The organism is Variovorax sp. Soil_C_19 (assembly GCF_057657255.1).
Genome location: NZ_JBDGIV010000001.1, coordinates 225,901 through 240,739, shown reverse-complemented (window position 1 = coordinate 240,739; position 14,839 = coordinate 225,901). Strand labels below are relative to the sequence as shown.

At 67.0% G+C, this 14,839-nt stretch carries 13 protein-coding genes; all 13 read left to right on the top strand.

Features of this window, described 5'->3' with window-relative positions; translation table 11 throughout:
- Positions 1 to 11: 11 nt before the first annotated feature.
- Positions 12 to 863 (top strand): amidohydrolase family protein, encoded by an 852-nt coding sequence (locus tag AC3A6R_RS01165; RefSeq protein ID WP_487863523.1) that lies wholly within the window; start codon positions 12 to 14, stop codon positions 861 to 863.
- On the top strand, positions 860 to 1,882 hold the full coding sequence (locus AC3A6R_RS01160; RefSeq protein WP_487863522.1) for a lactonase family protein: 1,023 nt from the start codon (positions 860 to 862) through the stop codon (positions 1,880 to 1,882). Before AC3A6R_RS01165 ends, AC3A6R_RS01160 begins: the two co-directional genes overlap by 4 nt.
- Positions 1,879 to 3,468, top strand: a complete 1,590-nt coding sequence (gene garD, locus AC3A6R_RS01155; protein WP_487863521.1) for a galactarate dehydratase — start codon at positions 1,879 to 1,881, stop codon at positions 3,466 to 3,468. The genes AC3A6R_RS01160 and garD overlap by 4 nt, the downstream gene beginning before the upstream one ends.
- Before the next feature lie 27 nt (positions 3,469 to 3,495).
- Complete coding sequence (locus AC3A6R_RS01150) at positions 3,496 to 4,257, top strand: SDR family NAD(P)-dependent oxidoreductase (RefSeq protein ID WP_487863520.1); 762 nt, start codon at positions 3,496 to 3,498, stop codon at positions 4,255 to 4,257.
- 18 nt (positions 4,258 to 4,275) lie between these two features.
- Positions 4,276 to 5,346, top strand: a complete 1,071-nt coding sequence (locus AC3A6R_RS01145) for a lactonase family protein (RefSeq protein WP_487863519.1) — start codon at positions 4,276 to 4,278, stop codon at positions 5,344 to 5,346.
- Positions 5,347 to 5,386: 40 nt separating this feature from the next.
- Positions 5,387 to 6,382 (top strand): Bug family tripartite tricarboxylate transporter substrate binding protein, encoded by a 996-nt coding sequence (locus AC3A6R_RS01140; RefSeq protein ID WP_487859889.1) that lies wholly within the window; start codon positions 5,387 to 5,389, stop codon positions 6,380 to 6,382.
- A 100-nt stretch (positions 6,383 to 6,482) separates the two neighbouring features.
- Entirely contained in the window at positions 6,483 to 7,334 is an 852-nt protein-coding gene (gene asd, locus AC3A6R_RS01135) for an archaetidylserine decarboxylase (RefSeq protein WP_487863518.1), read from the top strand.
- A gap of 120 nt (positions 7,335 to 7,454) precedes the next feature.
- Positions 7,455 to 7,889, top strand: coding sequence for a winged helix-turn-helix transcriptional regulator (locus tag AC3A6R_RS01130; RefSeq protein ID WP_487859887.1), 435 nt, complete (start codon positions 7,455 to 7,457; stop codon positions 7,887 to 7,889).
- Between the two features lie 96 nt (positions 7,890 to 7,985).
- Entirely contained in the window at positions 7,986 to 8,336 is a 351-nt protein-coding gene (locus tag AC3A6R_RS01125; RefSeq protein WP_012746856.1) for an FKBP-type peptidyl-prolyl cis-trans isomerase, read from the top strand.
- Between the two features lie 142 nt (positions 8,337 to 8,478).
- The gene (grpE, locus tag AC3A6R_RS01120; RefSeq protein ID WP_487859886.1) at positions 8,479 to 9,054 is read left to right on the top strand and encodes a nucleotide exchange factor GrpE; all 576 of its coding nucleotides are present in this window, start codon (positions 8,479 to 8,481) and stop codon (positions 9,052 to 9,054) included.
- A gap of 115 nt (positions 9,055 to 9,169) precedes the next feature.
- Complete coding sequence (gene dnaK / locus AC3A6R_RS01115) at positions 9,170 to 11,098, top strand: molecular chaperone DnaK (RefSeq protein ID WP_487863517.1); 1,929 nt, start codon at positions 9,170 to 9,172, stop codon at positions 11,096 to 11,098.
- A 97-nt stretch (positions 11,099 to 11,195) separates the two neighbouring features.
- Positions 11,196 to 12,332 carry a molecular chaperone DnaJ gene (dnaJ, locus tag AC3A6R_RS01110; RefSeq protein ID WP_487863516.1) on the top strand — a complete coding sequence of 379 codons (1,137 nt, stop codon included), beginning with the start codon at positions 11,196 to 11,198 and terminating at the stop codon, positions 12,330 to 12,332.
- Between the two features lie 573 nt (positions 12,333 to 12,905).
- Positions 12,906 to 14,828, top strand: a complete 1,923-nt coding sequence (locus tag AC3A6R_RS01105; protein ID WP_487859883.1) for a PrkA family serine protein kinase — start codon at positions 12,906 to 12,908, stop codon at positions 14,826 to 14,828.
- Positions 14,829 to 14,839 lie beyond the last annotated feature (11 nt).

The following is a 14,839-nucleotide window of genomic DNA, read 5'->3' as shown; positions in this document are numbered from 1 at the left end:
CGCAGTTCTCGATGACGTCCTCTCCCCGCCTCATCGCCCCGCCGGGCGCCTGCGACACGCACATGCATGTGTACGAGGCGCGCTTCGGCCTGCGGCCCGGCGCGGCCTTCGTGCCGCCGCATGCGCCGGCATCGGACTATGCCGCGATGCAGCGTGCCACGGGGCTGTCGCGCGTGGTCGTGGTGCAGGCCAACGGCTACGGCGACGACAACCGCGGCATGCTCGAAGCGCTGCGCTTCTTCGGCGATGCCGCGCGCGGCGTTGCGACCGTGGCCACCGACATCGACGAGGCCGCACTGCAGGCGCTGCACGATGCGGGCGTGCGCGGTGCGCGCTTCCACATGCTGCCCGGCGGCTTCCTGCAATGGCCTGACCTCGGCGCGCTGGCGCAGCGGATCCGGCCGCTCGGCTGGCACGTGCAGCTGCAGCTCGACGGCAACCAGCTGCCGCAGCACGAGGCCGAACTGCTCGCGCTGCCCGTGCCGCTGGTGATCGACCACGTCGGCAAGTTCCTGCCCCCGCCCGGCCCGCAAAGCGAAGCCTTCCAGAGCCTGCTGCGGCTGCTCGATGCCGGGCGCTGCTGGGTCAAGCTGTCGGCGCCCTACGAATCGTCGCAGACCGGCGGGCCGCGCTACGACGACGTGGCGGCGCTCGCGCGCGAACTCGTGCGGCGGCATCCGGCGCGCTGCCTCTGGGCCAGCAACTGGCCGCATCCGGCGCGCGAGCCGCGGCCCGACGACGCCGCGATGCTCGACCTGCTGCTCGCCTGGGCCGAGGACCCGGCCACGCGCCAACGCATCCTGGTCGACAACCCGGCCGCGCTCTACGGCTTCGGCCCCATTGCCGCGGGGACCGCGCCATGACCCAAGCCCTCGTCTATGTTTCCCACGCCGAGAGCGGCGACATCCATGTGCTGGGCCTCGACACGCGCGAAGGCGTGTTGACGCCGCTGCAGCGCGTCGAGCTCGGCGGCATGCTGATGCCGCTGGCCCTTAGCCCCGACCAGCGCTTTCTCTATGTGGCGCGGCGCTCGGCGCCGCTGGCGGCGGTGGCCCTGGCCATCGACGCGAACACCGGCCTGCTGACCCGCCTGGGCGAAGCGCTGCTGCCGCACAGCATGGCGGCGATCGGCACCGACCGCACGGGGCGCTGGCTGTTCAGCGCCTCCTACGGTGGCGCGCTGGTGGCCGTGAACCCGATCGGCGGCGACGGCGTACCGCAGGCCGCGCAGCAAGTGGTGCAGACCGGGCCCAATGCGCACTGCATCCAGGCCGACCGGCGCAATCGCCACGTCTACGCCACGAGCCTCGGCGGCGGCGAATTGCTGCACTGGCATTTCGATCCCGCAACCGGCCGGCTCGCCGCGGCCGATCCGCCCGCGCTGAAGCTGCACGCGGGATCGGGCCCGCGGCATTTCGTGTTCGACCGCGCGGGCCGCCGCGCTTGGCTGCTGGGCGAACTCGACGGCTCGGTGACGCTGCTGCACTTGGCGGAGAACGGCACCCCCACGGCGGTTCAGACGGTCAGCACCCTGCCGCCGGGCTTCACCGGCGAGCCCTGGGCGGCCGACCTGCACCTGAGCCCCGACGAACGCTTTCTCTACACCAGCGAGCGCCGCTCGAGCACGCTCGCGGCGTTCCGCGTCGACGCGGCCAGCGGCGCACTGAGCCTCATCGGCCACACGCCCACCGAGACCCAGCCGCGCGGATTCGCGATCGATCCGGGCGGCCGCTTCGTGGTCACCGCGGGCCAGCAGTCGCACCGGCTTGCCGTGGACGCCATCGACCCCGACACCGGTGCGCTGCGCCGCTGCAGCACGCTGGACGTCGGCCGCGACCCGAACTGGGTCGAGATCATCACCTTGCCGCAGACCCTGCCATGACAGACCCAGCGCCCTCCCCCCGCGCGCCGCACCGCATCCAGATTCATCCGGCCGACAACGTGGCGATCGTCGCCAACGACGGCGGCCTGCCCGCGGGCACGGCCTTCGACGACGGGCTCAAGCTCGTCGACAAGGTGCCGCAGGGCCACAAGGTGGCGCTGGTCGACCTGGCCGAAGGCGACGCGATCGTGCGCTACAACGTGGTGATCGGTCATGCCTCGAAGGCGCTGCCGCGCGGCAGTTGGGTGCACGAGCGCGTGATGACCATGCCCACCGCGCCCGAGCTCGACGGCCTGCCTATCGCCACCGTCCAGGCGCCCGCGCTGCCGCCGCTCGAGGGCCATACCTTCGAGGGCTACCGCAACGCCGACGGCTCGGTCGGCACGCGCAACATCCTGGCCATCACGCAGACGGTGCAATGCGTGGCCGGCGTGACCGACTTCGCGGTGCAGCGCATCAAGGCCGAGCTGCTGCCGAAGTACCCGAACGTCGACGACGTGGTGGCGCTCGCGCACGGCTACGGCTGCGGCGTGGCGATCGACGCGCCCGACGCGGTCATCCCGATCCGCACGCTGCGCAACATCAGCCTGAATCCCAACTTCGGCGGCGAGGTGATGGTGGTGAGCCTGGGCTGCGAGAAGCTGCAGCCCGAGCGGCTGCTGCCGCCCGGCACGATCCCGATCGCCGACCGCCGCGGCGAAGCCGAAGCGGGCGCCGAGGCCGGGCTCGACGTGGTGTGCCTGCAGGACGAGGGCCACGTCGGCTTCATGTCGATGATCGATTCGGTCATGCGGCAGGCCGAGGTCCACCTGGCTCGGCTCGACGCGCGCCGCCGCGAAACGGTGCCCGCGAGCGAACTCGTCGTCGGCGTGCAGTGCGGCGGCAGCGACGCGTTCTCGGGCGTCACGGCCAACCCGGCCGTGGGCTTCTGCACCGACCTGCTGGTGCGCGCGGGCGCGACCGTGATGTTCTCGGAAGTGACCGAGGTGCGCGACGGCATCGACCAGCTCACCGCGCGCGCGGCATCGCCCGAGGTGGCCGAGGCCATGGTGCGCGAGATGGCCTGGTACGACGCCTACCTGCAGAAGGGCCGCGTCGACCGCAGCGCCAACACCACGCCGGGCAACAAGAAGGGCGGGCTCTCGAACATCGTCGAGAAGGCCATGGGCTCGATCGTCAAGAGCGGCAGCGCGGCCATCACGGGCGTGGTGCCGCCGGGCGAGAAGGCACGGCAGAAGGGCCTGCTCTACGCCGCCACGCCCGCGAGCGATTTCATCTGCGGCACGCTGCAGCTCGCGGCAGGCATGAACCTGCACGTCTTCACCACAGGCCGCGGCACGCCCTATGGCCTGGCCGAGGTGCCGGTGATCAAGGTCGCCACGCGCAGCGACCTGGCGCGCCGCTGGCACGACCTGATGGACGTGAACGCCGGGCGCATCGCCGACGGCGAGGCCTCGATCGAGGACGTCGGCTGGGAGCTGTTCCGCCTGATGCTCGATGTGGCCAGCGGCAGGAAGAAAACCTGGGCCGAGCAGTGGAAGCTGCACAACGCGCTCGTCCTCTTCAACCCCGCCCCGGTGACCTGACTCCCCCCGACCTCGAAAGGAACATCCATGGAAGATCTCAAAGGCAAGACCGGCCTCGTGACCGGCGCCAGCACCGGCATCGGTGCCGCAGTGGCCATCGCCTTCGCCGCGCGCGGCATGCGCGTGGCGGTGCACTACAACAGCTCGGCAGATGCCGCGAACCAGGTGGTCGACACCATCCAGAAGGCCGGCGGCGAGGCGTTCGCGCTCCAGGCCGACGTGCGCGACACAGCGGCGATTCGCGACTGCGCGAAGCAGGCGGCGGATCGCCTGGGCCGCATCGACGTGCTGGTGAACAACGCGGGCAGCCTGGTCAAGCGCGTGCCGATCGCCGAATTCGACGATGCGCTGTTCGACGAGGTGATGCACATCAATGCGCGCTCGGTGCTCGCGTTCTCGCGCGAGGTGGTGCCGATGATGCGCACGCATGGCGGCGGCAACATCATCAACGTGACCTCGGTCGCGGCGCGGACCGGCGGCGGCCCCGGCGCCTACCTGTATGCGGGCGCCAAAGGCTTCGTGAGCACTGCCACGCACGGCCTGGCCAGGGAACTCGTGGGCGACAGGATCCGCGTCAACGCGGTGGCGCCCGGCGTGATCCAGACGCCATTCCAGGACCGCTTCTCGACGCCCGCCATGCTCGAGTCGTTCCGCGCAAGCATCCCGATGGGCCGCATCGGTGCGCCCGACGAATGCGTGGGCGCCTTCCTCTTTCTCGCTTCGGAACAGCTCTCGGGCTACGTGACCGGGCAGGTGATCGAGGTGAACGGCGGCCAGTACATGCCCTGAGACGCTGTGAACCTCACCATGAAGACAAGCAGACTCCTCGGCACCCTGCTGCTGGCGCTGGCGGCCGGCCATGCGGGTGCGGCCACCTGGGTCTACGTGTCGAACGCCGACAGCCAGGAGATCTCGGTGCTCGAACTCGACCGCGGCCAGGGGCTGCTCAAGCCCGTGCAGACGCTCAACGTCGGCGGCATGGTGATGCCGATGGCGGTGAGCCGCGACAAGCGCGTGCTCCATGCCGCGCTGCGCTCGCAGCCGTTTCGCGTGGTCTCGCTCTCGATCGATGCGGCCAGCGGCAGGCTTGCCAAGCTCGGCGAGGCGCCGCTGGCAGACAGCATGGCCAACATCGACCTCGATGCGAGCGGCAAGTGGCTCTTCGCGGCCTCCTACCAGGGCGGCAAGGTCTCGGTCAATGCGATCGGCAAGGACGGCGCCGCGGGTGCGGTGCAGCAGCTGGTGCAGACCGGGCCGAACGCGCATGCGATTCACGCCGATGCCGGCAACCGCTTCGTGCTCGCGACCAGCCTCGGCGGCGACAACCTCTCGAGCTGGCGCTTCGATGCCGAGCGGGGCCTGCTGTCGCCGAACGATCCGCCGCTCACCCAGGCGCCGGCGAAATCGGGGCCGCGCCACTTCGTGTGGGACACGCCGCAGCGCCATGTCTACCTGCTGGGCGAGCTCGACGCCGCGCTGCACGTGTATGCATGGGACGCCGCACGCGGCACGCTCTCGCCGAAGCAGAGCACCAGCGCACTGCCGCCCGGTTTCGCGGGCAAGCCCTGGGCGGCCGACCTGCATCTGACGCCCGACGGGCGCTTTCTCTACGCCTCCGAGCGCACCTCGAGCACGCTCGCGGCATTCAGGGTCGACCCTGCCACGGGGCAGCTCGCGCTGATCGGCCACACGGCCACCGAGAAACAGCCGCGCAGCTTCGCGATAGATGCGAGCGGGCGCTGGCTGATCGTGGCCGGGCAGGAGTCGCACGCGGTGGCGCTGTACGCCATCGATCCCGCCACCGGCGCGCTGGGCCAGCCTGCGCGCACGGCCGTCGGCAAGAACCCGAACTGGATCGAAATCGTCGACATGCCGTGACGCCGGTCCGCCACCCATCACATACCAAAAGGAGATAGCCATGCAACGCCGCACACTGATCCGCACCGCCCTCGCCTCTTCGCTCGCCGCCGCGGGATTGCCCGCCTTCGCGCAGGGGAGCGGCAACTGGCCCACGGCCAAGGCCATCACCTACCTCGTGCCCTTTCCCGCGGGCGGCACGACCGACGTGCTGGCGCGCCTGATCGCGCAGAAGCTCGGCCCCGCGCTCGGCGCCAACGTGATCATCGACAACAAGGGCGGTGCCGGCGGCAGCGTGGGCTCGGAGATCGGCGCGCGCGCAGCACCCGACGGCTTCACCGTGGTGGGCGGCACGATCAGCTCGCATGCGATCAACGTGAGCCTCTATCCCAAGCTCGGCTACGACCCGCAGAAATCGTTCGCGCCGGTCACGCTGATCGGCACCAACCCGGTGGTGCTGGTGGTGAACCAGGCGAGCCCCTACAAGACCCTCAAGGACGTGCTCGAAGCCAGCAAGGCCAAGGCAGGCGGCCTGTCGTCGGCGTCGGCCGGCACGGGCACCTCGCAGCACCTCGCGCTGGAACTGCTGGCCTTCAAGTCGGGCGTGAAGTTCACGCACATTCCGTACAAGGGCAGCGGCCCCGCGATCCAGGACGTGATCGGCGGCCAGGTCGACATGATGTTCGACACCACCGTGGTGGCCGGCCCGCACATCCAGAGCGGCAAGCTGCGCGCCATCGCCGTGAGTTCGGCCAAGCGGCTGCCCTCGATGCCCGACGTGCCGACTGTGGCCGAATCGGGCATTGCGGGCCTGCAGGACTTCGAGGTGCTGTCGTGGCAGGCGATCTTCGTGCCCGCCGGCACGCCGGCGCCCGTGATCGACCGGCTGCACGAAGAGATCCGCAAGATCCTCGCCACCGCCGAGATGCAGGACAAGCTCAAGGGCTTCGGCATGCAGCCCGCCGACCTGAGCACGGCCAAGATCGCGGCGTTCCAGAAGGCCGAGGTCGAAAAGTGGGCGCAAGTGATCAAGGCGGCGGGTATCAAGGCGGACTGATCGCGTCGGCGCGGCCCGCGAGGCAGGGGAAGCGCCTACGCGGGGGCCGCGGCCTGCTTTATAGAATGCCGGTCCGATCCGAATTCCAGGCTTCCCACACGTGTCAGACCGCTCCGCCGTCCTTCCGCAATACCTGTTCCCCAAGCAGGCCCTGACCAACTTCGCCGGCTGGGTCGCGGGCAAGGAGCGCGGCGCCGTCACCACCTGGATCATCCGGCGCTTCGTGGCCAAGTACGGCGTGAACATGGACGAAGCGCTCGAATCGGACATCACCCACTACAAGAGCTTCAACCAGTTCTTCACGCGCGCGCTCAAGCCCGGCGTGCGGCCGCTCGCAGAGGCCGACCTGGTCTGCCCGGTGGACGGGGCGATCAGCCAGTTCGGCGCCATCGAGGGCGACCAGATCTTCCAGGCCAAGGGCCACAACTACACCACGACCGCCCTGGTCGGCGGCGATGCGGCGCTCGCGGCACGCTTTGCGCACGGCAGCTTCGCCACGGTCTACCTGAGCCCGCGCGACTACCACCGCATCCACATGCCCTGCGATGGGCGGCTGCTGCGCATGATCCACGTGCCCGGCGACCTGTTCTCGGTCAACCCGGTCACGGCGCGCGGCGTGCCAGGCTTGTTCGCACGCAACGAGCGCGTGGTCTGCGTCTTCGAGTCGGCGCACGGCCCGTTCGTGCTGGTGCTCGTGGGCGCGACCATCGTGGGCAGCATGGCGACCGTGTGGCATGGGGTGGTCAACCCGCCGCGCGGCGGCGAACTGCGCGAGTGGCACTACGCCGACCAGCAGATCGTGCTGCACAAGGGCGAAGAGATGGGGCGCTTCCTGCTCGGCTCGACCGTCGTGATGCTGTTTCCCGCGCCGCCGCTGGCCTTCAGCCCCGACTGGGCACCGACGCGCGCGGTGCGCCTCGGTGAGGCCATGGCCAACTTCGCGAATATGTGAAGCCTTGTCTCTGGACCCGCGTCCAGCATGCAGCCGCAGCTATAAAACTAGTAGCATCGTGATCCTTGCGCTATAGTCGCGCGGGCCGATGGCCCGTCCAGCCCCGAGGAGATGATGACGATGAGTAACAAGGAAAACGCAGCCGTCAACCAGCTGCTCGCACTGCTCGAGGCGCGGTATGCAATGCGTGTGCTCTGGGCGCTGCGCGACGGCCATGCCCAGACCTTCCGGCTGCTGCAGGACAGCGTCGGCGGCATCACGCCGAACACGCTCAACACCCGCATCAAGGAACTGCGCGAAGCCGGCCTCGTGAGCCATGGCGGCGACGGCTACAGCCTTACGCTGAGCGGGCAGGACCTGCTCAAGCGGCTGTCGGACCTGCAGGCCTTTGCAGGCAAGTGGCAGCTCGGACAGGTCAAGAAGCAGGCTGCACCGGCGCCGGCGGCTTCGGAGGCGGCGGCCGCTGTGCCCGAGTCTTCCCCACCTTCCGCGCCCCCTGCCGCTCCCACCGCTTCCCCCGACACGCCTGCCCCGCCCGCCGACGTGGAGGATTGAGCGCTCGCGCAGTGGCCTCCGGAGGCGTCGGTAAACTCCCCGCCTCGGTCTCTGCTTATCCATCATTCCACTCACTTGACGCAAGGAGCGTTCGACATGCCTACCACTCCCTCCGGCCTGCAATACGAAGACACCACCGTGGGCGACGGCGCCGAAGCCAAGGCCGGCCAGCACGTGCACGTGCACTACACCGGCTGGCTCTACAACGACGGCGTGCAGGGCGCCAAGTTCGACTCGAGCCGCGACCGCAACGACCCGTTCGCGTTCTCGCTGGGCGCCGGCCAGGTCATCAAGGGCTGGGACGAAGGCGTCGCCGGCATGAAGATCGGCGGCAAGCGCACGCTGATCATTCCCGCATCGCTCGGCTATGGCGCGCGCGGCGCCGGCGGCGTGATCCCGCCGAACGCCACCCTCAAGTTCGACGTCGAACTGCTCGACGCCCACTGACCATTGCTCGCCCCTCAAGGGGGCGACCACCGCGCTCGCAGCGGCCCCGCCGGGGCCGCATTTTTTTGCTTGAAATGCCAGAAGCCAGCCCCAAGTGGCTGGCTATCGCTTGTTTCCCGGCCTCGAGCTGGTTCTTTGAAAAATGTCCGATCCGCAACAACCCGAACAGAATTCCCAAATGCTGCAAGGCGAGCCGAGCCCCGAAGAACTGGAGGCCGCGCAGGCAGCCAACGAGAACGACGCGCAGAACGCCTTGGCTGCCGCCCAGTCGGAACTGGCCGCGCTGCAGGCGAAGAACGCCGAACTGGCCGACCAGTACCTGCGTGCGCAGGCCGACGTGCAGAACGCGCGCCGCCGCGCCGACGACGAGATCAGCAAGGCCCGCAAGTTCGCGGTCGAGGCCTTTGCCGAAAGCCTGCTGCCGGTGACCGACAGCCTCGAAGCCGGCCTGGCCGTGAAGGACGCCACCCCCGAGCAGATGCGCGAAGGCGCCGAAGCCACGCTGCGCCAGCTCAAGAGCGCGCTCGAGCGCAACAAGGTGCTCGAAGTGGCCCCCGAACCGGGCGCCAAGTTCGATCCGCACCAGCACCAGGCCATCTCCGTGGTGCCTGCTGCCGACCAGGAACCGAACACCGTGGTGACCGTGCTCCAGAAGGGCTACACCATCAACGAGCGCGTGCTGCGCCCGGCCCTGGTCACGGTCAGCGCACCGAAGTAAACGGCGCCTCGGCCCACAAGATTCCCACAGGAAATCCCCGCTTCATCCCCTTGAATCGCACCGGGTTATCCACACGTTCATAACAACATATTTTTAGGCTTTCAGGAGTAAGAACATGGCAAAGATCATCGGCATCGACCTCGGCACCACCAACTCGTGCGTGTCGATCATGGAAGGCAACACCACGCGTGTGATCGAGAACTCGGAAGGTGCGCGCACCACCCCGTCGATCGTGGCCTACCAGGAAGACGGCGAAGTGCTGGTCGGCGCCTCGGCCAAGCGCCAGGCGGTCACGAACCCGAAGAACACGCTGTACGCGATCAAGCGCCTGATCGGCCGCAAGTTCGAGGAAAAGGAAGTCCAGAAGGACATCGACCTGATGCCCTACACCATCTCGAAGGCCGACAACGGCGATGCATGGGTCGAGGTGCGCGGCAAGAAGATGGCGCCCCAGCAGGTCAGTGCCGACATCCTGCGCAAGATGAAGAAGACCGCCGAAGACTACCTCGGCGAGCCCGTGACCGAAGCCGTGATCACGGTGCCGGCCTACTTCAACGACGCTCAGCGCCAGGCCACCAAGGACGCCGGCCGCATCGCCGGCCTCGACGTCAAGCGCATCATCAACGAGCCCACGGCGGCTGCGCTGGCCTTCGGCCTCGACAAGCAGGACAAGGGCGACCGCAAGATCGCCGTCTATGACCTCGGCGGCGGCACCTTCGACGTGTCGATCATCGAGATCGCGGACGTCGACGGCGAGAAGCAGTTCGAAGTGCTGTCGACCAACGGCGACACCTTCCTCGGCGGCGAGGATTTCGACCAGCGCATCATCGACTACATCATCGGGGAGTTCAAGAAGGAGCAAGGCGTCGACCTGAGCAAGGACGTGCTCGCGCTGCAGCGCCTGAAGGAAGCGGCCGAGAAGGCCAAGATCGAGCTGTCGAACAGCGCGCAGACCGACATCAACCTGCCGTACATCACGGCCGATGCCTCGGGTCCGAAGCACCTGAACATCAAGCTCACCCGCGCCAAGCTCGAGAGCCTGGTCGACGAGCTGATCGAGCGCACCATCGCGCCCTGCCGCGTGGCCATCAAGGACGCCGGCATCAGCGTGAGCGACATCAACGACGTGATCCTGGTCGGCGGCATGACCCGCATGCCCAAGGTGCAGGAAAAGGTGAAGGCCTTCTTCGGCAAGGAGCCGCGCAAGGACGTGAACCCCGACGAGGCGGTGGCCGTCGGCGCCGCCATCCAGGGCCAGGTGCTCTCGGGCGACCGCAAGGACGTGCTGCTGCTCGACGTGACCCCCCTGTCGCTCGGCATCGAGACCATGGGCGGCGTGATGACCAAGATGATCACGAAGAACACCACGATTCCGACGAAGTTCGCGCAGACCTTCTCGACCGCCGAGGACAACCAGCCGGCCGTGACGATCAAGGTGTTCCAGGGCGAGCGCGAGATCGCTTCGGGCAACAAGCTGCTCGGCGAGTTCAACCTCGAAGGCATTCCGCCGGCATCGCGCGGCACCCCGCAGATTGAGGTGAGCTTCGACATCGACGCCAACGGCATCCTGCACGTCGGCGCCAAGGACAAGGGCACCGGCAAGGAAAACAAGATCACCATCAAGGCGAACTCGGGCCTCTCGGAAGACGAAATCCAGAAGATGGTGAAGGATGCCGAGCTCAACGCGGCCGACGACAAGAAGAAGCTCGAGATCGTGCAGGCGCGCAACCAGGGCGAGGCCATGGTGCACAGCGTGAAGAAGTCGCTCGGCGAACATGGCGAGAGCCTCGACGCCGGCGAGAAGGAAAAGATCGAAGCCGCGATCAAGGACCTGGAAGAAGCCCTCAAGGGCGAGGACAAGGCAGCGATCGAGGAAAAGACCAACACGCTCATGACCGCGAGCCAGAAGCTCGGCGAGAAGATGTACGCCGACGCCCAGGCCGCTGCCGGTGCCACCGGTGCCCCCGACGGCGCGCAGGCCGCGAGCGGCCCGGCCGATGACAACGTGGTCGACGCCGAAGTCAAGGAAGTCAAGAAGGACTGAGCTTCGGCCCTTCTCACAAGGCTGGATCACCTGAGCGGGTGCTCCAGCCTTTCTCGCTTCAAGTTCCGGCTCCACGCCCGCCCCGACCGAACCAGCCATGGCCACAAAACGCGACTACTACGAAACCCTCGGCGTCCCCAAGAACGCGAGCGAGGAGGAAATCAAGAAGGCTTATCGCAAGCTTGCGATGAAGCACCACCCTGACCGCAACCATGGCGACACCAGCAAGGACGCCGAGGCCAAGTTCAAGGAGGTCAAGGAAGCCTACGAAATGCTCTCCGACGGCCAGAAGCGCGCGGCCTACGACCAGTACGGCCACGCGGGCGTCGACCCCAACATGCGCGGCGGCCCGGGCGCCGACGGCTTCGGCGGCTTTGCCGAGGCCTTCGGCGACATCTTCGGCGACGTGTTCGGCGGGGCCCGAGGCCGCACGAGCGGCGGCCGCCAGGTGTTCCGCGGCAGCGACCTGAGCTACGCCATGGAGATCACGCTCGAGGAAGCGGCCGAGGGCAAGGAAGCCCAGATCCGCATCCCCAGCTGGGACGATTGCGGCACCTGCAAGGGCTCGGGCGCCAAGCCCGGCACCAAGCCGATCACCTGCACCACCTGCCACGGCGCGGGCGCGGTGCAGATGCGCCAGGGCTTCTTCAGCGTGCAGCAGACCTGCCCCACCTGCCACGGCAGCGGCAAGATCATTCCCGAGCCCTGCGCCACCTGCCACGGGCAGGGCAAGATCAAGAACAACAAGACGCTCGAGGTCAAGATCCCGGCCGGCATCGACGACGGCATGCGCATTCGCAGCACCGGCAACGGCGAGCCCGGCACCAATGGCGGGCCGCCGGGCGATCTCTACATCGAGGTCCGGCTCAAGAAGCACGAACTGTTCGAACGCGACGGCGACGACCTGCACTGCGTGGTGCCCGTGAGCATCACCACCGCGGCGCTGGGCGGTGAGATCAGCGTGCCCACGCTCAGCGGTGCCGCGGCCATCGACATTCCCGACGGCACGCAAAGCGGCAAGCAGTTCCGCCTGCGCGGCAAGGGCATCAAGGGCGTGCGCTCGAGCTACCCGGGCGACCTGTACTGCCACGTGCGCGTGGAGACGCCGGTCAAGCTCACCGAGCATCAGCGCAAGCTGCTGAAGGAACTCGACGAGTCGCTCAAGAAGGGCGGCGAAAAGCACAGCCCCACCGACAAGGGCTGGCTCGACAAGGCCAAGGAATTCTTCAGCTGAAGAAACGGCGGCGCCCCTGCCGCTCGCACGACCCTGGTGCGCGCCCGACCCTGATCGGTGCCGCGCATCCCCCGCCCCTGAAGCACGCCGACCGCACGTAGGCGCGCTTTCCCACGTCCACATGCGCAACCGGCGCATCACCGCATGGCGTGGCGCTTGCTTTTATATTTTTCTGGATTGAGCAATAAACCTAAACAGCACGCCGTGCGTTATTGGGCATGCACCCATTTGCAGGCCACTCAATAGGAGGAACCCAATGGATGGCAAGACCGATCGCCATAGGTAGTTTCACGGGCTGTCGCCACGGCGTGAGTCTGATTGCCGAACCTTGGAATTTAGCCGTATTGCAAAAATCGTGCGGGCCTGTGCTGGGAACTTTACTTGCGACTGTGGTTCTGATTTAACAATCAATATTTCGGGTGCACTCTTTGCTTTATGCTGGTTGTGCAGATTTTGATTTAAGGGAGTTTTCCACGGCTTGCAGCCTTGGGGCGGGCATACCTTGAAAAAGTTGCGACGCATTGCGGCTGCAGGCTTCGGGCGAATACCCGCAGACCTGATGGAGGCGTGACCATGGATGTGATCAGCAACTTTGCCGCCCGCTACGAGCGCACCCGCGAGGAAGTCCTGTCGCTGCAGGACTACCTGGACATCTGCAAACGCGATCCCACCGCGTATGCCACGGCCTCGGAGCGCATGCTGAAGGCCATCGGCGAGCCCGAACTGGTCGACACGCGCAACGACCAGCGGCTCTCGCGGATCTTCGCCAACAAGGTGATCAAGATCTACCCGGCGTTCAGGGAGTTCTACGGCATGGAGGACGCCATCGAGCAGGTGGTGTCGTACTTCCGGCATGCCGCCCAGGGCCTCGAGGAGAAGAAGCAGATCCTCTACCTGCTCGGCCCGGTCGGCGGCGGCAAGAGCTCGATCGCCGAGCGGCTGAAGCAGCTCATGGAGCAGGTGCCCTTCTATGCGATCCAGGGTTCGCCGGTCAACGAGACGCCGCTGGGCCTCTTCAGCGCGGTCGAAGACGGCGAGATCCTCGAAAAGGAATACGGCATCCCGCGGCGCTACCTCAACCGCATCCTCTCGCCCTGGGCCGTCAAGCGCCTGGAGGAATACGGCGGCGACATCCGCCAGTTCAAGGTGGTCAAGCGCTACCCGTCGGTGCTGCGGCAGATCGCCGTCGCCAAGACCGAGCCGGGCGACGAGAACAACCAGGACATCTCCTCGCTGGTCGGCAAGATCGACATCCGCAAGCTCGAGACCTATGCGCAGGACGACCCGGACGCCTACGCCTACTCGGGCGGCCTGTGCCTCGCCAACCAGGGCCTGCTGGAGTTTGTTGAGATGTTCAAGGCGCCGATCAAGGTGCTGCATCCGCTGCTCACGGCCACGCAGGAAGGCAACTTCAAGGGCACCGAGGGTTTCGGCGCCATTCCGTTCGACGGCATCGTGCTGGCGCACAGCAACGAGAGCGAGTGGAAGGCCTTCCGCAACAACAAGAACAACGAGGCGTTCCTCGACCGGATCTACATCGTCAAGGTGCCCTACTGCCTGCGCGCCTCCGAGGAAATCAAGATCTACGAGAAGCTGGTGCGCAACTCCTCGCTCTCGCAGGCGCCCTGCGCGCCCGGAACCTTGCGCATGATGGCGCAGTTCTCGGTGCTCACGCGGCTGAAGGAGCCCGAGAACTCGAGCATCTACAGCAAGATGCAGGTCTACGACGGCGAGAACCTCAAGGACACCGACCCCAAGGCCAAGTCGATCCAGGAATACCGCGACTACGCGGGCGTCGACGAAGGCATGAGCGGCGTCTCGACGCGCTTCGCCTTCAAGATCATCTCGAAGGTCTTCAACTTCGACAGCTCCGAGGTCGCGGCCAACCCGGTGCACCTGATGTACGTGCTCGAGCAGCAGATCGAGCGCGAGCAGTTCCAGCCCGAGACCGAGCAGAAGTACATCAGCTACATCAAGGAGTTGCTGGCGCCGCGTTATGCCGAATTCATCGGCAAGGAGATCCAGACGGCCTACCTCGAGAGCTACAGCGAGTACGGCCAGAACATCTTCGACCGCTACGTCACCTATGCCGACTACTGGATCCAGGACCAGGAGTTCCGCGACGTCGACACGGGCGAGGTGTTCGACCGCGCCGCGCTCAACGGCGAACTCGAGAAGATCGAGCGGCCCGCGGGCATCGGCAACCCGAAGGATTTCCGCAACGAGATCGTCAACTTCGTGCTGCGCGCACGTGCGGGCAATGCCGGGCGCAACCCCGCCTGGACCAGCTACGAGAAGCTGCGCGCGGTCATCGAGAAGAAGATGTTCTCCAACACCGAAGAGCTGCTGCCGGTCATCAGCTTCAACACGAAGAGCAGTGCCGAAGAACAGAAGAAGCACGAGGACTTCGTGACCCGCATGGTCGAGAAGGGCTACACGGCCAAGCAGGTGCGCCTGCTCTGCGAGTGGTACCTGCGGGTGCGCAAGAGTTCGTGAGGAACGCGTCC